Below are 19268 nucleotides of genomic sequence, written 5' to 3' on the forward strand. Positions count from 1 at the left end.
CGCAAAAACCTTGCGGCCCGGTTCATTTCAGCAGCGCATTGCGCTGGCTTGTACGTCATTCAAGGAACGATTTCGGTGGCACAGGAAACGGCATTGAAGGCGAGTTTCGCCGGCATGGATACGGATACGCTGTTGGAGATGTGGGCGAATCACGAGCGGGTTGACTGGGCCGAGACGATCCTCGCTGCCGAGTTGGCCGAGCGTGGGATCACCGCAGCCGAGCTGGCGTCCATCGCGTCGGCGCGTGGCAGCCTGGCAGCGGAGAAGGCGGTGTCCGCGCGCGACACCTTCGTTGGCTATGGCTTGCTGGGCCGCGCCTGCGCGGTGTTGCTCGCCGTCGCGGCGTCGACAATGTTCGGTTCGCTGTTCGGTAAGCTGATGGGCACGGTCGCGATGCTGTTGGTCTTCCTGGGCTATGTGGCGATCCTGGCACCCCGGTTGGTGCTGCAGTCACGTCAGCGAAACGGCGGTGCGGTGGCCTTCGTGCTGGCGTATCAGTATCTGGAGCTGGGTCTGCTACTGCTGATCGTCATCGGCGGCATGGCCTGGGTGGTGCCGCGCTTGTTGGCGTGATTTCCACGGCCGTACGAACGGCGTTGGGACACCGCATTGATTAGCCACGCTCATCACCGACAGCACCCCGCACTATCCAATCTCCCCAGCCGACAGGGCTATCGTGGCTGTCCCCCATGAGGCCGGCTCACCGGCAGGAGCACCACCATGCAGACACGTGAACTGGGCCGCAGCGGCCTGCGGGTTTCCGCCCTCGGGCTGGGCTGCATGGGGCTGAGCTACGGCTATGGCCCGGCCACCGACCGCACCGAGGCGATCGCACTGCTGCGCGCCGCAGTCGAGCAGGGCGTGACCTTCTTCGATACGGCCGAAGCCTACGGACCCTTTTTCAACGAGGAACTGCTCGGCGAGGCGCTGGCCCCGTTCCGCGACCAGCTGGTGATTGCCACCAAGTTCGGTTTCAAGGACGGCCATGCAGATGCGGGCCTGGACAGTCGCCCCGAGCGCATCCGTGCGGTGGCCGAGGCCAGCCTGGCGCGCCTGAAGACCGACCGCATCGATCTGTTCTACCAGCACCGGGTCGACCCGAACGTGCCGATCGAGGACGTGGCCGGCACGGTCAAGGACCTGATCGCCGAGGGCAAGGTGAAGCACTTCGGGTTGTCCGAAGCCGGTGTCGATACCCTCCGCCGCGCGCACGCTGTGCAGCCGGTAGCGGCGCTGCAGAGCGAGTATTCCCTGTGGTGGCGCGAGCCGGAACAGACGGTGTTGCCGGTGCTGGAAGAGCTGGGAATCGGCTTCGTGCCGTTCAGCCCGCTCGGCAAGGGCTTCCTGACCGGTGCGATCAACGTGGATACGCAGTTCGCGGCCGATGACTTCCGCAACAGCGTGCCGCGGTTTGCGGCCGAAGCCCGCCAGGCCAATCAGGCGCTGGTGGATCGCATCAGCGCGATTGCCGCTGACAAGGGCGCGACGCCTGCCCAGATCGCCTTGGCCTGGCTGCTGGCGCGCAAACCGTGGATCGTGCCGATTCCCGGCACGACCAAGCTGCACCGCCTGACCGAGAATCTGGGCGCGGCTGCGGTGGTGCTGAGTGAGGCCGACCTGCAGCAGATAAGTGCGGCGCTGGACAGCATCGCCATCGTCGGGGATCGCTACAACGCCGAGCGGCAGAAGCTTGTCGCGCGGTGAGGGACGCTGCTTAACTTTGTCCGTTGAACAAAGGACGATTGATTGTCGATTGGTCCTGGGTAGTCTGTTCCAATTGATGATCAAGACCCGATTGGAAATTTCGATAATTTGATGGTGTTTGTTGAGAGCTGTCTCCCACTTTTGTTTTTCAATTCTTATATTTTGAAATTGGCCATGTGGCCAGCAAGGGGAGGCAGTGATGAGAACATTGACAGCTGCGCTGTTGGTACTTCCGTTGTGCTTGATGACGACGTCATGTGCATCGCTTTAGCACGTGACTGGTAAGGCCGGTTGCACAACTAAGATGGGAGGCGGCGGGGAGTGTAGTGTGAGCGTTGAGGCAAGATGGGAAGGGGGGGGGCGGCGCGGGAGCCTTCTCTATCATCTTTTGTCTAGAACGGGAGTCGCACCTGATTCGCAGGGCTATGTGCTGGACATAAGTGACTCGACTGTTCCCTATCCAGCCCACGGCCAAATGGAGGTAATAATGTCCAATGCCGCCACTGGTCGTGTGGTAGCTTCCCGTCGATTTGCCTGGGTACGTAGCGGTAATGTTATACGTGCCCGAGATCCGGATGAAGTCAATCGCTGGGCCTACGCCAATGCCGGTGATGCCGATACGCTTGGTTACGAATTGGATCCATTTGTTTCAAGCTATGGCCCTGGACGTCAGGTTATTGCTGGAGCATCCTCCTATGAGGGACAGGAGTTGAACCGGTTCGCGGTAGTTTTTGATGGCACTCCCGACTGCCCTGGTTATCCCACTGTCAGCCCATGTCGGGAGTAGGGAGAATCTGCCTGGGAGCGCGAAGTTGCGTTCCCGGGTTTCGGCAACGAGCGTTGGTGCTCGCTGCCCTGATGCTTGGAGGCTGCGCATCGTTCTTTCCCCATGATGTAAAGCAGCAGGTTTCCGAGGAAGGGACAGCAATGGTCAGTGGCTGGTCGTGGGCAGGGATGTCCTACCTTATGTCTGCCCAGTACATCCCTGGAGATCTGACACCACTGACGGGTATGCGCCAAAAGACTGGCTGTATGAATGACCGTTACCAAGTGGAAGTGCGCTGGCGCGATCCGAGCGTTCGTGCACCGGCTGCTGGATCGCTCTGTGAGCAGATACTCGCGGGTGTTACCTACATATCCAATTTCTCTGAACGGCAGGGCGCGCATCGCATCATCGTCGACACCGTAGCGCCCGATACGCGCTGGGATTGGCGATGGCGCAGCTTCTCTCCACCCGGTGGGCTGACAGTGCGATTAGCGGTGCGGTGGCTGGATGACGAAGAACACCGGGCTGCCGAAGCGGTCCGTCTTTTCGCGCACGAGGTAGCGCACCTGGACGCATTCTTCTCCGCGCCTGAAAGCACGGTGGACACCGAACCCCTGGCCTACTTGGCAGGTGCATGTGCCCAGTGGCATGTTCTGGGCACACTGGCTACGCGCGATCTGCAGGCGGGCGAGATGAATGTGCGTGACGCTGTATTTCAGCGTTCCGGCGATGCGGCACGTGTCGTCTGGGCGCGCTTGCATCCATTCGTGGAGCACGGCCCCCTGCGTCGGGACGCAGCCTTGGCGCCAGCCCTCACGACACATTGCAGTGCGTGGCTCCGCGCGGGGTTTTAAAGCAGCAGCCAGCGCTTCTGCCGTTCAAGAATCCCGGGGTGAGTCTGTCACCCCCGGGATGGGCCACTCACCCGCGAATGAACGCCAACAGATCCGCGTTGATCACGTCCGCATGGGTGGTGCACATGCCATGTGGGTAGCCTTTGTAGACCTTCAGCGTGCCGTACTTGAGCAGCTTGATCGCCAGCTCCGCCGAATCGGCGATCGGCACGATCTGATCATCATCGCCATGCATCACGAGGACCGGCACGTCGATCTTTTTCAGGTCGTCGGTGAAGTCGGTTTCCGAGAAGGCCTTGATGCAGTCGTAGTGCGCGTTGATCGCGCCCATCATGCCTTGCCGCCACCAGTTGTCCACGATGCCCTGCTGCGGGGGCGTGCCCTCGCGGTTGAAGCCGTAGAACGGAATCGGTACGTCGCGGTAGAACGCCGCACGGCCCGCGACCAGTGCCTGGCGGAAGCCATCGAAGACCTCCTTCGGCGTGCCGCCCGGGTTGGCCTCGCTTTTGACCATGATCGGCGGCACCGCGCCGATCAGCACCGCCTTGGCCACGCGCCCGGGTTTGGCCTGCGCCACGTAATGGGCGACTTCGCCACCGCCGGTGGAATGGCCGATGTGGATCGCATTGCGCAGGTCCAGGTGATCTGCCAGTGCATTGACGTCGGCGGCGTAGGTGTCCATCTCATGCCCGCCGCTGGTCTGCGAGGAGCGGCCATGGCCGCGGCGGTCGTGCGCGATCACGCGGTAGCCCTGCAGCAGGAAGAACTGCAGCTGGGTGTCCCAGTCGTCGGCGCTGAGCGGCCAGCCGTGATGGAACACGAGGGGCTGACCCTTGCCCCAGTCTTTGTAGAAGATCTCGGTCTTGTCGGCGGTGGTGACGTAGGGCATGGCTCGGAACTCCTGGGGGGAGGGATGGGCGGTGCGGGTGCTACCCGTGCATGCTGCGTCGACAGGGTGTTCAGGCGGGATGAAAGGTCACTGTCCGGTGTCGTCTCCCCAGGCACAGACGCCAAGGCCACGGGGCGGCGGAGCGTTAAGAACAGGCGGCTGAATCAATCTCCCCAGCAACTGTCACGCCGATCGTGTCTAATACCGCTCCCCACGTCACACCCCCACCCCCATGTCCCTTGATTCCCATGGCCCCGCGCCGTGCGACGACGCTGACGGCCACCTGGTCACCGCAGGCCCGCTGACCCCGCCTCCGGACAGTGCCGGCACCGTGGCCGACGAGAAGGCGCTGCGCCATTCCGTGGCCGAGGACGTGCAGGGCATGGTCCTGGCGACCCTGGTCGCCTCGCTCGGCCTGGCGATCTTCGCCAAGGGTGGGCTGATGATCGGTGGCATGGCCGGGCTGGCCTTCCTGGCCCACTACACCTTCGGCTGGAACTTCGGCCTGGTGTTCGTCCTGGTCAACCTGCCGTTCTACTGGGTGGCCGTGCGCCGCATGGGCTGGGAATTCACCCTGAAGACGTTCGCGGCGGTCACCGCGTGCGGCGTGCTGACCGACCTGCTGCCGCGCTGGGCCGATTTCGCCCACATGAGCTCGCTGTACTCGGCCATCGTCGGCGGGGCGCTGGCCGGCCTGGGCATCCTGTTCTACATCCGCCACCGCGCCAGCCTGGGCGGCATCGGCATCCTGGCGGTGTACCTGCAGCGCACCCGCGGCTGGAGCGCCGGCAAGGTGCAGATGTCGTTCGACACGCTGCTGATGTGCGTGGCGTTCTCGGTGCTGTCCCCATCCAAGGTGATGTACTCGGCGATCGGTGCGGTGGTGCTCAGCCTGGTGCTGATGTTCAACCACCGTCCGGGCCGCTACATGGGCGTCTGACGCCCGTTACTCGCCCTGCGGTGGCACCGGCACGACGGTCACGCCGGAGACCCAGCGGCGGCTGCGCAGGTCCAATGTGGCCACTTGTTCACCCGGGCCGCGGTACAGCCACAGCTGGCAGCACAGGGCATGGTCGCCGGCATAGCTGCTGCGCAGGGCGATGAGCGTGGCGCTGTAGCACTGCTTCCCCGAGCGGATCACGGTGTCGGCGGCGGTATCGAAGGTATAGCTGCCGGCGCCGCGCCACGGCCAGATCTCGGCCTCGCCCGGATCGGTGCCGGGTGGCACCGGGCAACGCGCCTGTTCGTCGCCGAAGTGCGCCACGCCGTCGCCATCGAGGGTCAGCGCGGCCAGCAGGCGGTCGATGTGCTTGAGCAGGCGCCGGTCGGCCGCGATTGCGGTGGCGTTCGCGTCCAGCGGTTCGCTTTCGACATGTATCACCGGATCGGCCAGCCGATGCTCGCGGCCATAGCGCACCTTCAACTGCACCGTCGGGCTGCGTTCGCGCGGGTCGGCGGACAACGGCCGGTTGAGCAGCAGGGTATCGCCGTAGTAGTCGCCATCGCGGTAGGCGGTGTAGCTGACCCCGTCGATGCGCAGCCAGTACAGGCCCTGATCGCTGCCACGCCCGCTGAGGCCGTACTGGCCCTGCGCCCAGGGGCGCTGCGGGTCCAGGCTGTCCGGCACCACGAAGCCGCGCTGCGGATCCCGCCGCAGCATGTCCACCTGCGTGTACAGACCGGTGCCGCCGCTGTAGGCGCTCTGCACCAGGTCACGCTGGCCGTCGCCATCCAGATCGAGCAGGGAGAGCGACAGCTCGCCCATCTCCACCGGCACGGTGTGCTGGGCATCGGTCTGGCGCAGGTAGCGGCTGACCGCGTCCCAATCCGCCGGGGTGACGTTGGCCGGACGCACCAGCGCGGGCAGCGGCGCATCCCTGTCACCGGCCACCGGGATCTGCAGGTCGATGCCGGTCTCGTCGCGGTAACGGGCCAGCACGGTATCGATCGGGGCCGGGTCGTCGGCGGGCACCGCGGCGATCTCCGCGCGCAGGCGCTCCAGCACGCCGTCCAGATCGCTGGCGGCCGCCAGCGGGGGCAGACTCAGGGCAGCGAGCAGCGCAGCCCGCACGACGGGGTGCGTCACTTCTGGCGCCAGGCAGGCTGGAGTGTGTCGATACGCTTGAACACCGGGCAGTCCGGGCTGTGCGCGCCGGGCAGGTAGCCCAGGCTCATCAGGAACTCGCCGGTGATCTCCCCGCCGGTGAAGCGGAAGGTCTTCTTGAACAGCTTCACCCAGGCCGCCTTGTCCAGCGGATGGTGGGCATCCAGCCAGGCAACGAAGCTGCCATGGCTGCCACGCAGCTGCTGGATCACCTGGGCGTTGTGGACCGCCGCGTGCACCTTGAGCCGGTTGCGGATGATGCGGGCGTCGTTGAGCAGGCGCTCGATGTCGCGCTCGCCATAGGCGGCCACCGTGTCCACGTCGAAACCGTCGTAGGCAGCGCGGAAGCCCTCACGCTTCTTCAGGATCGTTTCCCAGCTCAGGCCGGCCTGGTTGATCTCCAGGATCAGGCGCTCGAACAGCTCGCGCTCCTCGCGCTGCGGGAAGCCGTACTCGTGGTCATGGTAGTGGCCGTGGACCGGATGGCCGGGGGCGATGAGGCAGTAACCGGACACGTGCAGCTCCTTGCGATGGCGGATCAGGCGTACGGGCCGGGGCACGCGCGCAGGCCTGCATTATGTCAGCGCGAAAGCGCACATCACGGCCAGCGGCTAGAATGGGGCCATGTCTGAACTGTCTACTTCGCTTGCCCACCACCTGCTGGTCGCGCTGCCGTCGCTGACCGACCCCACCTTTGCCCGTACCGTGGCGCTGATCTGCCAGCACGACGAGAACGGCGCGATGGGCGTGCTGGTCAACCAGCCCTCCGAGTACACCCTCGGCGAGGTGCTGGCCCAGATGGACATCACTACCACCAGTGACACGCTGCCTGGCCAGATCGTGCTCAACGGCGGCCCGGTGCATCCCGAGCGCGGCTTCGTGATCCATGACGATCCGCGCAACTGGGATTCCAGCCTGGCCGTGGGCGAGGGCGTGTTCCTCACCACCTCGCGCGACATCCTTGAAGCCATGGCCCGTGGCGAGGGCCCGCGCAATGCGCTGGTCACCCTGGGCTGCGCCGGCTGGAGCGAAGGGCAGCTGGAATCCGAGCTGGCAGAGAACAGCTGGCTGGCCGTGCCGGCCGACGCCGAGCTGTTGTTCAGCACCCCGTTCGAACAGCGTTGGCAAGGTGCGGCGGCACGTATCGGCGTGGACCTGTTCCGCCTCACCGATTACAGCGGCCATGTCTGAGCCGGCCACGCCAGCGCCCGCCGCGGCCACGCCGCCGACCATCCGCCGTGATGGCACGGTGCTCGGCTTCGATGTCGGTTCGCGCCGCATCGGCGTGGCCATTGGCAGCTCGTTCGGCACCCATGCGCGTGCGATCGCGGTGGTCGATGTCCACGGCAATGGCCCGGATTGGACCGCGGTGGAGCGCCTGATCAAAGAGTGGCGGCCGGACGGCCTGGTGGTCGGCGATCCGCTGACCCTGGACGGCCAGGACCAGCCCAACCGCAAGCGTGCGCAGGGCTTTGCCCGCCAGCTGCGGGAACGATTCAAACTGCCGGTGGTGCTGGTCGACGAGCGTTCCAGCTCGGTCGAGGCGGCACGCCGGTTCGCGGTCGAGCGCGCCGAAGGCCGCAAACGCCGTCGCGATGCCGCTGCACTCGATGCAGTGGCCGCGGCGGTGATCATCGAACGCTGGCTCTCCTGCCCGGATGACGCCACCCCCGTTTCCTGACCCTCAGACCCTGCCCATGACCGCCTCGCAACTCGATTCCGATGGACGCCTGCGCCACCTGCTGACCCTGGAAGGTCTGCCCCGCGAAACCCTGCTGCAGCTGCTCGACCGCGCCGGCCAGATCCGCGATGCGGCCGTTGGCCGGGTCGGCAACAAGCGTCACGTGCTTGGTGGCTCGGCGGTCTGCACGCTGTTCTTCGAACCGTCCACGCGCACCCGCAGCTCATTCCAGCTGGCCGCGCAGCGGCTGGGCGCGGACGTGCTGAACTTCGACGCCTCCACGTCCTCGACCCGCAAGGGCGAGACCGCCTGCGACACGCTGAAGAACCTGGAGGCGATGGGTGTGCGCGGTTTCGTCGTCCGCCATCCCGACGATGGCGCGGTGGCGGCGCTGGCCGCCGCAGCGGGCGAGGGCACTGCCCTGGTCAACGCCGGTGACGGCCGCAGCTCGCACCCGACCCAGGGCCTGCTGGACATGCTGACCCTGCGCCAGGCCAAGGGCAGCGATTTCTCGAAGATGAAAGTGATCATCGTCGGCGACGTGAAGCACTCGCGCGTGGCCCGCACCGACCTGCATGCCCTGCGCACGCTGGGCGTCGGCGAGATCCGCGTGTGCGGCCCGCAGTCGCTGCTGCCGGACGATGACACCCTCAAGGGCTGCATCGTCGGCGACGATTTCGACGCCATGCTGGAAGGCGCCGATGCGCTGATGATGCTGCGCCTGCAGCGCGAGCGCATGGAAGAAGGCCTGGTGCCCTCGCTGGAGCAGTACCACGCGCAGTACGGCCTGGATGCCGCGCGCTTGAAGCGTGCCGGCACCGATGCCGCCGTGTTGCACCCGGGCCCGATCAACCGCGGCGTGGAAGTCACCGACGAAGTGGCCGATGGCCCGCAGTCGTGGGTGCTGCGCCAGGTCGCCAACGGCGTCGCCGTGCGCATGGCGGTGCTGGAAACGTTGCTGGGGTAAGTGTCAAGGGTACCGCGAACCGCACACGATACCCATGACCGGTAGTGCCGGCCGCTGGCCGGCTCCGCAGAAATCCACCCAGCACGCAGGGTAGTGCCGGCCGCTGGCCGGCTCCGCAGAAATCCACCCAGCACGCAGGGTAGTGCCGGCCGCTGGCCGGCTCTGCAGCATGCATCGGCAGCCGGCCAGCGGCCGGCACTACCGGTCATGTGGCCACAGGGTCCACGCGTACGGGTAGTCTCCGATCTGCTCTGAAAGCCCTGCACGGATCGGATTGCCGAGGATGTAAAGGGCATGCCGATGCAGCGACTCGTCGCGACGCACGGCGTGATCGTGGTAACCGGCTTGCCAGAACGAACCACCACGACCCAGCGATCGATTGATTGCCAACGCAGTCGATGATTTCAAGCGTCGAGCGATATCGGCAAGTGGCTTAGCTTCCAGTTCCACCAACCAGTGCAGATGGTCGGGCATGACCACCCAGGCAAGGGATCGTACGTATCCACGTTCGTCCATTTCCTTCAGGTGCGAGATGGCAATTGCAGAAACCTCGGGATCCACAAACCAGCGCCTACGGTGATGGCAGACCATGGTCAGGACATAGCTCTGTCCTGGAATGGAACAGCGCCCCACGCGTAGTCGAGAAGAACTCATGCTGCTTCGTGAGTGATCCCGCAGCGCCATGATATCGGCCAACGGCGCAAACCGTTATCGCCGAAGACCCAAACAAGGTAGTGCCGGCCGCTGGCCGGCTCGGCATCGATCCACTCGGTAATGCGGTAGTGCCGGCCGCTGGCCGGCTTCACGAAGCGCATGCGATTGATGACGGTTTGCTGCAGAGCCGGCCAGCGGCCGGCACTACCGGGCCTCTGCAGAGCCGGCCAGCGGCCGGCACTACCAGATTCGCTTTCGCATCAGCCGATCATCGCCTCTGCGCGAACAACCAGGCCCACATCGCGTCGTCGGCGTACGTGGCGTCCCAGGCATTGTGGTTTCCTTCGGGGTACTCGGTGTAGCGCACGTCCTTCGCGCCGGCCTGCTGGAACGCGGCGTGCAGCTTACGGTCGTCCTCCGGCGGCACCAGGTCGTCCAGCGCGCCATGGAACATCCAGATCGGGACGTTGCGCAGGCGCTGGGCAATGGCGGCATACGGGTCGCTCTGGTCGGCCACCGCCTCCACCTGCAGGTCCGGGCGGCTCTGGTGCGGGGACAGCACCGCGCCGCAGACCGGCACGATGGCGGCGAAGCGGGTCGGTTCGGCCAGCGCGATGTTCCAGCTGCCGTAGCCGCCCATCGACATCCCGGTCAGGTACTGCCGCTGCGGGTCGGCACCAAACTCGGCGATGGCGGCATCCAGTGCAGCCAGCGCGATGCGGTTGTTGTCGCCCGACCACTCCTGGTCATCCGGCGTCTGCGGCAACACGACCAGCGCAGGGAAGGTGGAGGCATGCTGGCGCAGGTGCGGCCCCAGCCCGGCCTGGGTCTGGCGGCGGCCGTCGCGGCCACGCTCACCGGAGCCATGCAGGAACAGGACGACCGGCAATTCGCCGCGTGAGGCGGCAGCGTTGCGCGGCACGAATACCTGGTAATACGCGGTCTGCCCATCCACTTTCACCGCACGGCCGACGAACTGGCCGCCGGAGCCAGCCGGGGTGGTCGCACAGCCAGCCACCGTCATCATCGCCACCGCCCACAGCAGCCATCCACCCCAGCGTCGTGCCATTGTCGTGCCCTGATTGAAATCGTTTTCAGTCTAGGCCCGGTGGCGCGCCGGAGCATCTTGCAGTGCATCAGTGCGGGCGCGGGGCCGCGGCGAGGATGTCCAGCTGTTCGATCGCTTCGGGGTGACCGTCGGCGGCGGCGGCCTGCACCTGGGCAAGGCTGGGGTGGACCACCAGCAGGATCGGGTTCTCGCACTGCGGGCAGTCGAACTGGGCTTCGTCTTCGTGCAGTTCCATCGGCATCTGCCGCGCGCTGCCCTGCCATTCGCAGGCGGCGCAGGTATATGTCGCGTCGCGCCAGCCAGGGACGAAATAATTGTCGAGTGTCAGGGCCATGCGGGGTCCAGGGTCAGTGCAGCAGGATCAGGCTGGCCAGGCCGAGGAAACTGAAGAAGCCCATGACGTCGGTGACGGCGGTGACCACCACGGTGCCGGCCACGGCCGGGTCCACGTTCATGCGCTTGAGCAGCAGCGGCAGCAGCACACCGGCCAGGGCCGCGGCGCAGAAGTTGATGATCAGCGCCAGGGTGATCACCAGCGACAGCAGGAAGCTGTGGAACCAGAGGTAGGCGATGATGCCGACCACGGTACCGATCAGGGTGCCATTGATCAGCGCGACGCGCGATTCCTTCCACAGCAGGATGCGCGCATTGCTCTGGCCGACCTGGCCCAGCGCGATGCCGCGCACCATCAGGGTCAGCACCTGCACGGCGGCATTGCCGCCGACGCCAGCCACGATCGGCATCAGCACGGCCAGCGCCACCACCTTCTGCAGGGTGAGCTCGAACTGGCCGATCACGCTGGCTGCCAGGAACGCGGTGCACAGGTTGATGCCCAGCCAGACCACGCGGCCGCGTACGGCGCGCTTGATCGGCGAGAACAGATCTTCCTCTTCGTCCAGACCGGCGGCGCCCAGCGCCTGGTGCTCGGCCTGCGACCGGATGATGTCGACCACGTCATCGATGGTGATGCGGCCGAGCAGGATGTTGTTGTCGTCCACCACCGGGGCGGACACCCAGTCATGATCGGAGAACTGGCGCGCGACTTCATCGGCGCTCTCGCCGACATCGATCGCCGGCTGCTCGTCATCGATCAGGCGGTTGATCGGGGTGTTGTCCTCGTGCGTCACCAGCGCGGCCAGCGACAGGCGGCCCAGGTACTGATGGCGGCGACTGACCACGAACAGGTGATCGGTGTGGTCGGGCAGTTCGCCGCGCAGGCGCAGGTAGCGCAGCACCACATCGACATTGACGTCGGCGCGCACGGTCACCACGTCCGGGTTCATCAGGCGGCCGGCGCTGTCCTCGGGATACGACAGCACCTGCTCAAGCCGCTCGCGGTTCTCGCGGTCCATCGACTTGAGCACTTCATCGATGACCGTGTCCGGCAGATCTTCGACCAGATCGGCAAGGTCATCGATGTCCAGATCTTCGACCGCGGCGATGATCTCGTCCGGGTCCATGTCGGCCAGCAGGCTTTCGCGCACTTCCTCGCCGACGTGGACCAGCACCTCGCCGTCATCTTCCGGATCGACCAGGCCCCAGACGATCTCGCGCTTGCCCGGGGGCAGCGATTCGAGCAGGTTGCCGATTTCCGCCGGTGCCAGGGTGTTGACCAATCGACGGACCGGACCCAACCGCCCGCTGTCCAGTGCATCGGACAACAGCCGCAGCTGGCGCGCCGTCTTGTCGTGGCGTACGGCTTCGGCCATGCGCAGCTCCTGCGGAAAAAGAAAAAGGCCGCTATCCGGTAGAGGATGCGGCATGGGCGGTGGTCACCGCGTCATTATCGCGCGCTTGTGTGTCAATCGGGTAGCGCGCGACCGTTGGTCGTGCCGCGCCTGCGACGTCGCGCGGTCAGGCGCGTATCGACCAACGGTCGATACCTACCGATGGAGGCCGGCCTTCTCGATCCAGCGTTCGATGCCGCGGCGGTCGCGTGCCTGCAGCAGCTTGGGCGCCATCGCCTGCAGCACCGACAGATCGCTGTCGCGCACCGCACGGCGCACTTCCAGCAGGGTGCCCGGGTGCAGGCTGAATTCCGTCAGCCCCAGGGCCAGCAGCAGGCGGGTCATCAGCGGGTCGCCGGCGATCTCGCCGCAGACCGCCACCGGAATGTTGTACGCCTGGCCGGTGCGCAGGATGTGCGCGAGCAGGCGCACCACCGCCGGGTGCAGCGGCGAGTACAGCTCGCCGACCGCCTCGTTGTTGCGGTCGGCGGCAAGCAGGTACTGGACCAGATCGTTGGTGCCGATCGAGAGGAAGTCGACCAGATCGATGAAACTCTCCAGCGCGATCGCGGCGGCCGGCACTTCGATCATCGCGCCGAACGGGATGTGCTCGGCCACTTCGTGGCCTTCCGCGCGCAGCAGCTCGGCCTGCTTGGTCAGGCGCCGGCGGACCGCAAGGATTTCCTCGCGGGTGCTGACCATCGGGATCAGGATACGCAGCTTGCCGTAGGCCGAGGCGCGCAGGATCGCGCGCAGCTGGGTGTCGGCCACCTTCGGCCGCGCCAGCGACAGGCGCACGCCACGCAGGCCCAGTGCCGGGTTTTCTTCGTTGCTCAGGGTCAGCCCGGTGCGGTCGGCCTTGTCCGCGCCCAGGTCCAGGGTGCGGATGGTGACCGGCCGACCGCTCATGCCGAGGGCGGCATCGCGGTAGGTCTCGAACTGCTCCTGCTCGTCCGGCAGCTCGTTGCGCTGCAGGAACAGGAATTCGGTGCGGTACAGGCCCAGCCCGTGTGCGCCCAGCGCATGCGCCTGGGTGACGTCTTCGCTGGACTCGGCATTGGCGAGCAGGGCGATATCGACGTTATCGCGGGTGCGGCTGGGTTTGGTGCGCAGGCGCCCGAGTTCGCGCTGCTCGCGCGCGTGCTCACGCAGGCGCACGCGGTAGTCGCGCAGGTCCTGTGCCTGGGGGTTGATGGTGACCGTGCCATCACTGCCGTCCATGATCAGTACGTCGCCGTCGGCGACCTTCTGCAACACGTTGGGGACGTTGACGATCAACGGAAGGTGGAGGCTGCGCGCCAGGATCGCGCTGTGCGAGAGCGCGCTGCCCCCTGCGGTGACGATGCCGACCACGCCGTGGGCCTGCAGCTGGGCCAGCTCGGAGGGCGCGATGTTGTCGCAGATCAGGATCTCGCCGGCCATGCCTTTGACGTCCGGCGGGCGCTTCTGCAGGAAGGCATGGATGCGCCCGATCACATGGTCCAGATCGTCCATGCGGCTCTTCAGGTAGGCATCGTCCATTCCATCGAAGACCTTGGCCAGGCGGTCGCGCTGCACGCGCAAGGCGTAGCCGGCGCTGTACGGGCCACTGCGGATCAGTTCGTCCAGGCCGAACAGCAGCTCGGGGTCATCCAGCAGCAGGGCATGCAGGTCGAGGAATTCGCCGACCTCCTGGTTGAGCGCGCCATGCAGGCGCTGGCGCAGCTCGTGCATTTCGCCACGGGCCGCTTCCACGGCCACGTGCAGGCGCTCCAGCTCAGCCTCGATCTTGGCCGGCGGAATGCGCTGCTCGGCCACTTCCAGGGCATGCGGCAGGCGCACCCGGGCACGGCCCAGAGCGTTACCGCGGGAGGCACCGTGGCCGGACAACAGCATCGCCCCGGACGCGGTCCGGGCCGGTGCGGAGGATCCCGATCGCGGCTGCCCCCCCATGCTCAGTTGTCCTCGTCGAAACGCCGCTCGAACAGGGCGACCACCGCGTCCATCGCGGCGACTTCGTCTTCGCCCTCGATGCGCACGGTGACCGGGGTGCCCTGGCCGGCGGCCAGCAGCATGACGCCCATGATGCTCTTGGCATTGATCTCACGGCCTTTGGCGGCCATGGTCACATTGCAGCGGAAAGGCGCCAGCTCCTGCACCAGCTTGGCAGTGGCGCGGGCATGCAGGCCCAGGCGGTTGGAAACAGTGAGTTCACGTTCAAGCATCGTCGACAATCGCTCCATTGCGAGTGCCTGCCGCGGCTGTGGCAGGCAGTTGATCCAGTCCCTGTTCCGGATAATTCATCACCCGCATCAACATCGGCAGGCTCAGCGCCGAAACCCGGCGGGCCGGGGTGCCCAGACGAGCCAGTTGCCCGGCCAGATTGCTGGGGCTGGCGCCGTACAGGTCGGTCAGGATCAGCACGCCCTGGCCACTGTCCACCCGGCGCAAAGCGGCCGAGGCGAGCGGGAGCAGGACGTCCATATCTGCGTCGAACGGTACTTCGAAAGCTTCGGTCTTCAGCGGCAGGTGCCGCAGCAGACGGGTCGCCACGTCCAGCAGGGCCGTGCCGACACCGGGATGAGTTACGAGGAGAATGCCACAGGTCATTCCCGAACGTTAACAGGTCAACATGAATTGGTGATAGCACGCGTGAAAGACTGCTGTGTTCCGCGGTTCAGCGTGTCGATGCCGGCCGTCCCGGCACTGCCGCATTCAGTCCAGTTCGCGGTGGAAGGTGGCCACTTCCGGCCAGCCCTGATCGCGGGCATGGCGGGCCATGCGCTCGGCCATGTACACCGAGCGGTGCTTGCCGCCGGTGCAGCCGAAGGCGACGGTCACATAGCTGCGGGTGTCATTGCCCAGCCGCGGCAGCCAGGTGTCCAGGAAATCGACCAGCTGGCCGGCGTAGCGCTGCACATCGGGCTGTTCGTCCAGATGCTCGCGCACCCCGGCATCGCGACCGGACAGCGGGCGCAGCTCCGGGTCCCAATGCGGATTGGGCAGCACGCGCACGTCGAACACGAAGTCCGCTTCGGCCGGCACGCCGCGCTTGTAGGCGAACGATTCGAACAGCAGCGAGAGCTTGTTGCCGTGGGCCAGTGCGAATTCGGTGACCACCTTGCGGCGCAGCTGGTGCACGTTGAGGTGGCTGGTGTCGATCACCGCATCGGCGGCGGCGCGCAGCGGCGCGGTGAGTTCGCGCTCGCGGGCGATCGCTTCGGGCAGCGACAGCCCGAGCTGGCTCAGCGGATGGCGGCGACGGGTGTCGGCGTAGCGCTTGAGCAGGGTTTCATCGGTGGCATCGAAGAACAGCAGCTGCGCATCCAGGCCGGCCGCCTTGGCATCTTCGCGCCAGTGCGAGAGCTGGGTCAGATCGCTCTGCGCACGCACGTCGATGCCGACCGCCAGCCGACGCGGGGCCTCGCGGCCCGGATCGCCCAGCAGGCTGCGCACGAAATCCGGCAGCAGGTCGATCGGCAGGTTGTCCGAGCAGTAGTAATCGAGGTCTTCGAAGGTCTTCAGCGCGACCGTCTTGCCGGACCCGGACAGCCCACTGACGATGATCAGGGTGGCGGCGGTCGGGGCGGAGGCGGGGGCGGGTGTGGTCATGGCGTGCGGCGTTCCAACATGTTGCTGTGGCGGGCGATGAACATCGCGGCCGGGTCGATGCCCTTGGTCCGCAGGATGTGCAGGCGCGTGGCGGCTTCGGTCAGCACGGCCAGGTTGCGGCCGGGCATCACCGGCAGGGTGATCAGCGGCACATCCAGGTCCAGCACGTGGCGGGTACCCGAGTCGCCGGTCAGGCGTTCATAGCCGTAAGGGGTGGGCTCGGTCATCGGCTTGGTCAGGTGGACGATCAGCCGAAGGTACTTGTTCTTCTTTACCGCCGTATCACCGAACATCTCGCGCACGTTGAGCACGCCCAGGCCGCGGACTTCCAGCAGGTCCTGCAGCAGCTCCGGGCAGGTGCCGTCGAGCACGTCCGGGGCGATCTGGGTGAACTCAGGGGCATCGTCGGCAACCAGGCGGTGGCCGCGACTGAGCAGCTCCAGCGCCAGTTCGCTCTTGCCCGAGCCGGCTTCACCGGTGATCAGCACGCCGATGGAGTAGATCTCCATGAACACGCCATGCAGGATCACCCGCGGCGCCAGCGTGCGCGCCAGGTGGTAGGACAGGTGGTTGAGCAGCTCGTGGCCGCGCTTGGGTGAAATCCACAGCGGGGTCTGCGATTCGTCCGCGGCCGCGCGCAGGTCTTCCGGGCAGGACTGGTTGCGGGTGATCACCAGCGCCAGCGGATGGGACTGCATGATCCGCTCGATGGTCTCCCAGCGCTGGCGCGAGTCCAGCGAGTCCAGCCAGGACAGTTCCTCGGTGCCGAGGATCTGCACCTTGTTCGGGTAGATCGCGTTGAGGTAACCGGCCAGCGAAGGACGGCGAGAGACCTTGTTGCCGGCCTCCAGCTCACGGCGCTCGCCCTGCTGGCCGGCGACCCAGCGCAGGCTCAGGCGGTCACGCTGCTGTTCGAACAGTTCGCGCGCGGTGATGCTGGTATTCATGCGGCACTCGCCGGCGGGGGGAATTCGATGACCCGACGCAGCTCGTCGCCGTCGCGCGCTTCGCGCAGCGCCTGGCGGATGGCCGGCTCGGAGAACAGCTCGGCCAGCTCGGAGAGCAGCATCAGGTGTTGATGGGTGTAGTGCGCGGGCACGGCAATCGCGAACACCAGATCGACTGGTTCATCGCCGCCGAATTCCACCGGCGATTCCAGCCGCAGCAGGGCGCCGCGGGGGCGTTCAAGCAGGGGGGCACGGCCGTGTGGGATGGCGATGCCGTGGCCGATCGCGGTGCTGCCCAGCGTCTCGCGCTGGCACAGGTTCTGGTACAGCAGCTCGGCGTTGGCTTCGCGGCAGGCCAGCAGGCGGGCTGCGGCCTTCAGCACGCTGTCGCGATCGGCGGCCGGCAGCACTTGCGTGCGGACGGCCGCCAGAAGATCAGTCAGAGGCATGTCGGGGTGGAAACGAGGGCATCAGCCCTCATTGTCGCCCACCGGCAGCGGTTGCGGTGCGTGCTGCTGCTTTTTCTCTTTGTGCTTGATGACCAGGCGGTCGAGCTTGTCGGCCAGGATGTCGATCGCGGCGTACATGGTGGGGCCGCTGGCGTCCGCGTGCAGAGTCTGCCCGGGAACATTCACACTCGCATCGGCATGGTGCTCCGGCTTGCGGATCGACAGTTGCACGCGAACCTCGCAGTGCTGGTCGAAGTGCTTCCTCAGCCGTTCCAGCTTGGTCTCCACGTACTCGTTCAGAGCCGGGGTGATCTCAAGGTGGTCCTTGCCAAACGTCTCGATGTGCATCGGGTTTCTCCTTTGTTCGGATGTGCCAATGAACCTTCCCGCCAGGCGCGGTGGAGCGTCAGACGATTCTTACCCTTTCGTGCGAGGCGGAAATGTTCATGGCTTCACGATACTTCGCTACGGTGCGTCGCGCTACCGGTATTCCCGAGGTTTTGAGCAGGTCAGCCAGCTTGGCGTCAGAAAGCGGCTTGCGCGGGTTCTCATCATCGATCAGGCGCCGCAGCATCGCCTGGATGGCAGTACTGGAGGCTTCGCCGCCGCTGTCGGTATCGATGCCCGACGCGAAGAAGGCGCGCAACGCCAGCGTGCCGCGCGGGGTGCGTACGTACTTGCGGGCGATCGCGCGTGAAATGGTGGATTCGTGCAGGCCCAACTCGCCGGCCACCTCGCGCAGGGTCAGCGGGCGCAGCGCCTGTTCGCCAAATTCCAGGAAGGCGGCCTGCTGGTCGAGCAGGCAGCGCATCACCCGCAGCAGGGTCTCGCCGCGGGCCTCCAGGCCCTTGAGCAGCCAGCGCGCCTCCTGCAGGTGGGCGCGCATGTAGCCGGCGTCGGCCTCCCCGCAGCGGCGGATCATCTGCTCGTAGCCGCGGTGGATGACCACCTTGGGCCCGGCATGGCCGGCCAGCGCGGCACGCCAGACGCCGTTCTGGCGCCAGACCACACAGTCCGGCACTACGTAGCTGTCGTGGGAGAGCTCGCCGATCTGGGTGCCGGGGCGCGGATCCAGCGAACGCAGCAGCTGCACCGCGACCTCCACCTCGGCCACCGGCTCGCGCAGCTCGTGGGCGATCCCGGCCACACCGCTGCGTGGCAGGCGCTCCAGCGGGCCATCGGCGATGCGGCGGGCCAGGGCCAGGCCGGGGGTGTCGGCGGGCAGCACCAGCAGCTGCAGGTCCAGGCATTCGCCCAGCGTGCGCGCACCGACCCCGACCGGGTCGAAACGCTGGATCTGGTGCAGCACGGTCAGGATTTCGGCTTCGTCGGCCTGGATCGCCGGGCGCAGGGTTTCGGCGATGGTCGCCAAGGGCTCGCGCAGGTAGCCGTCCTCTTCGAAGGCGTCGATCAGGGCCGCGCCGATGCTGCGGTCGCGGACCGACAGGTGCGACAGGTGCAACTGCCAGAGCAGGTGGTCGGCGAGCGATTCGGTCTCGGCCACGCGTTCTGCGGCGCTGCCGTTGTCGTCATCGTCGAAAGAGCCGCCACTGCTGCCGCTGGTCCAGTCGCCCTCGCCGGGCGACCAGTCATCACTGGCCGAGACCTGATGCTCGCCATCGGCATGGGTATCGGTGGGGGCGGGCGGGGGGCTGTCCTCGCCGGGGCTGGCCTCGAGCGCCGGTTCAGCGTTCTCGGCCCAGTCCAGCAGCGGGTTGGTCTCTACCGCCTCGTTGATTTCCAGCTCCAGCTCGGCGCTGGACATCTGCAACAGCTTGATCGCCTGACGCAGCTGCGGCGTCATGACCAGGTGTTGCCCCATCGATGTCTGCAGCCGTGCTTTCATGCCTGTGCCGAACGGAAGGA

The 19268-nt window shown here is 66.4% G+C and carries 22 protein-coding genes; 7 read left to right on the forward strand and 15 right to left on the reverse strand.

What is annotated here, in order from left to right:
• The first annotated feature begins 75 nt into the window (after positions 1–75).
• From EDF74_RS01835 to EDF74_RS18055, 3 genes are all read left to right on the forward strand, one after another.
• The gene (locus EDF74_RS01835) at positions 76–573 is read left to right on the forward strand and encodes a hypothetical protein (RefSeq protein ID WP_148045899.1); all 498 of its coding nucleotides are present in this window, start codon (positions 76–78) and stop codon (positions 571–573) included.
• A 147-nt stretch (positions 574–720) separates the two neighbouring features.
• A complete protein-coding gene (locus tag EDF74_RS01840; protein WP_123728547.1) occupies positions 721–1704 on the forward strand; it encodes an aldo/keto reductase in 984 nt (327 codons plus the stop codon).
• An 843-nt stretch (positions 1705–2547) separates the two neighbouring features.
• Entirely contained in the window at positions 2548–3324 is a 777-nt protein-coding gene (locus tag EDF74_RS18055; protein ID WP_148045900.1) for a hypothetical protein, read from the forward strand.
• A gap of 67 nt (positions 3325–3391) precedes the next feature.
• Here EDF74_RS18055 and EDF74_RS01850 read toward each other — a convergent pair whose 3' ends face one another.
• On the reverse strand, positions 3392–4213 hold the full coding sequence (locus EDF74_RS01850; protein ID WP_123728549.1) for an alpha/beta fold hydrolase: 822 nt from the start codon (positions 4211–4213) through the stop codon (positions 3392–3394).
• A 232-nt stretch (positions 4214–4445) separates the two neighbouring features.
• Here EDF74_RS01850 and EDF74_RS01855 point away from each other — a divergent pair, with 232 nt between their 5' ends.
• Positions 4446–5153 (forward strand): YitT family protein, encoded by a 708-nt coding sequence (locus tag EDF74_RS01855; protein WP_123728550.1) that lies wholly within the window; start codon positions 4446–4448, stop codon positions 5151–5153.
• A gap of 6 nt (positions 5154–5159) precedes the next feature.
• On the opposite strand, the gene EDF74_RS01860 is transcribed toward EDF74_RS01855, so the two are convergent.
• Both EDF74_RS01860 and EDF74_RS01865 read right to left on the reverse strand, forming a co-directional pair.
• Positions 5160–6299: a hypothetical protein gene (locus tag EDF74_RS01860; RefSeq protein ID WP_123728551.1), complete on the reverse strand. Its 1140-nt coding sequence runs from the start codon at positions 6297–6299 to the stop codon at positions 5160–5162.
• On the reverse strand, positions 6296–6832 hold the full coding sequence (locus EDF74_RS01865; RefSeq protein WP_123729682.1) for a DNA-3-methyladenine glycosylase I: 537 nt from the start codon (positions 6830–6832) through the stop codon (positions 6296–6298). The genes EDF74_RS01860 and EDF74_RS01865 overlap by 4 nt, the downstream gene beginning before the upstream one ends.
• 109 nt (positions 6833–6941) lie before the next feature.
• Between EDF74_RS01865 and EDF74_RS01870 the strand changes: the two genes are divergently transcribed.
• Genes EDF74_RS01870 through EDF74_RS01880 form a run of 3 tightly spaced genes read left to right on the forward strand, consistent with a single transcriptional unit; the run spans position 6942 to position 8965 of the window.
• Positions 6942–7508 carry a YqgE/AlgH family protein gene (locus EDF74_RS01870; RefSeq protein ID WP_123728552.1) on the forward strand — a complete coding sequence of 189 codons (567 nt, stop codon included), beginning with the start codon at positions 6942–6944 and terminating at the stop codon, positions 7506–7508.
• Positions 7501–7998: a Holliday junction resolvase RuvX gene (gene ruvX, locus EDF74_RS01875; RefSeq protein ID WP_123728553.1), complete on the forward strand. Its 498-nt coding sequence runs from the start codon at positions 7501–7503 to the stop codon at positions 7996–7998. The genes EDF74_RS01870 and ruvX overlap by 8 nt, the downstream gene beginning before the upstream one ends.
• A 16-nt stretch (positions 7999–8014) precedes the next feature.
• Positions 8015–8965, forward strand: coding sequence for an aspartate carbamoyltransferase catalytic subunit (locus EDF74_RS01880; protein ID WP_123728554.1), 951 nt, complete (start codon positions 8015–8017; stop codon positions 8963–8965).
• 198 nt (positions 8966–9163) lie between these two features.
• Here EDF74_RS01880 and EDF74_RS01885 read toward each other — a convergent pair whose 3' ends face one another.
• From EDF74_RS01885 to EDF74_RS01940, 12 genes are all read right to left on the reverse strand, one after another.
• Complete coding sequence (locus tag EDF74_RS01885; RefSeq protein ID WP_123728555.1) at positions 9164–9619, reverse strand: REP-associated tyrosine transposase; 456 nt, start codon at positions 9617–9619, stop codon at positions 9164–9166.
• Between the two features lie 268 nt (positions 9620–9887).
• Entirely contained in the window at positions 9888–10688 is an 801-nt protein-coding gene (locus EDF74_RS01890) for a prolyl oligopeptidase family serine peptidase (RefSeq protein WP_123728556.1), read from the reverse strand.
• Between the two features lie 67 nt (positions 10689–10755).
• Entirely contained in the window at positions 10756–11022 is a 267-nt protein-coding gene (locus tag EDF74_RS01895) for a hypothetical protein (protein ID WP_123728557.1), read from the reverse strand.
• 13 nt (positions 11023–11035) lie between these two features.
• On the reverse strand, positions 11036–12397 hold the full coding sequence (gene mgtE / locus EDF74_RS01900) for a magnesium transporter (protein WP_123728558.1): 1362 nt from the start codon (positions 12395–12397) through the stop codon (positions 11036–11038).
• A 174-nt stretch (positions 12398–12571) separates the two neighbouring features.
• Entirely contained in the window at positions 12572–14290 is a 1719-nt protein-coding gene (gene ptsP, locus EDF74_RS01905) for a phosphoenolpyruvate--protein phosphotransferase (protein ID WP_123728559.1), read from the reverse strand.
• 59 nt (positions 14291–14349) lie between these two features.
• On the reverse strand, positions 14350–14619 hold the full coding sequence (locus EDF74_RS01910) for an HPr family phosphocarrier protein (protein ID WP_121043139.1): 270 nt from the start codon (positions 14617–14619) through the stop codon (positions 14350–14352).
• Complete coding sequence (locus tag EDF74_RS01915; RefSeq protein WP_019185401.1) at positions 14612–15004, reverse strand: PTS sugar transporter subunit IIA; 393 nt, start codon at positions 15002–15004, stop codon at positions 14612–14614. Before EDF74_RS01915 ends, EDF74_RS01910 begins: the two co-directional genes overlap by 8 nt.
• Positions 15005–15109: 105 nt before the next feature.
• The gene (gene rapZ / locus EDF74_RS01920) at positions 15110–16006 is read right to left on the reverse strand and encodes an RNase adapter RapZ (protein WP_183073811.1); all 897 of its coding nucleotides are present in this window, start codon (positions 16004–16006) and stop codon (positions 15110–15112) included.
• Positions 16003–16953, reverse strand: coding sequence for an HPr(Ser) kinase/phosphatase (gene hprK / locus EDF74_RS01925; RefSeq protein ID WP_019185403.1), 951 nt, complete (start codon positions 16951–16953; stop codon positions 16003–16005). Before hprK ends, rapZ begins: the two co-directional genes overlap by 4 nt.
• Entirely contained in the window at positions 16950–17402 is a 453-nt protein-coding gene (locus EDF74_RS01930) for a PTS sugar transporter subunit IIA (protein ID WP_121043141.1), read from the reverse strand. Before EDF74_RS01930 ends, hprK begins: the two co-directional genes overlap by 4 nt.
• 21 nt (positions 17403–17423) lie before the next feature.
• Positions 17424–17750, reverse strand: a complete 327-nt coding sequence (gene hpf, locus EDF74_RS01935; protein WP_046274055.1) for a ribosome hibernation-promoting factor, HPF/YfiA family — start codon at positions 17748–17750, stop codon at positions 17424–17426.
• Positions 17751–17808: 58 nt separating this feature from the next.
• On the reverse strand, positions 17809–19248 hold the full coding sequence (locus tag EDF74_RS01940) for an RNA polymerase factor sigma-54 (RefSeq protein ID WP_123728560.1): 1440 nt from the start codon (positions 19246–19248) through the stop codon (positions 17809–17811).
• Positions 19249–19268: the final 20 nt, after the last annotated feature.

The organism is Stenotrophomonas rhizophila (assembly GCF_003751305.1).
Classification (GTDB): Bacteria; Pseudomonadota; Gammaproteobacteria; order Xanthomonadales; family Xanthomonadaceae; genus Stenotrophomonas; species Stenotrophomonas rhizophila_B.